At 69.6% G+C, this 425-nt stretch carries 1 protein-coding gene; it reads right to left on the bottom strand.

The features are described 5' to 3' along the window. Window positions 1-160: 160 nt before the first annotated feature. The coding region (locus RNC47_RS37110; protein ID WP_311605278.1) for a hypothetical protein at window positions 161-425 on the bottom strand (265 nt) is incomplete at its 5' end.

Here is a 425-nt window from a genome sequence, read left to right on the forward strand (position 1 = left end):
GCAATGCGCCTCTCCAGGGCTTCCAGCCGGTCCGCCGGGGTCAGCTCCACCGCGGCGGCCGCAGCCGCTTGTGCGGGCAGCTGAGCGCCCCCGCCCCGGGTCGCCAGACCGAACTCCAGGACATCCCCGAAGCTGGCGGCCGCCGCATCCGATGCCTTGCTCATCGCGCCACCACGCCCAAGACCTCCCGCGCCATCTTGTCCATGTCCGATCCTGCCTTGACCCTGATCTTCTTCCCGAAGACGTACGCCGGGCCGCCCATTGCGCTGGAGTACTTGAACCGCGAGGCCAGGACCGGGTACCCGGCCGCCGTCAGCTTCGCTTCCAGCTGGTCAGCCCCCACACCCTTGCCGACCATGGTCCGCATGACGTGCAGGTCCGGCACCCGGGCCCCCGTGTTCTTCAGCGACTCGACGTAGCCCAGT

The organism is Streptomyces millisiae (assembly GCF_031845425.1).
GTDB classification, from domain to species: Bacteria; Actinomycetota; Actinomycetes; order Streptomycetales; family Streptomycetaceae; genus Streptomyces; species Streptomyces millisiae.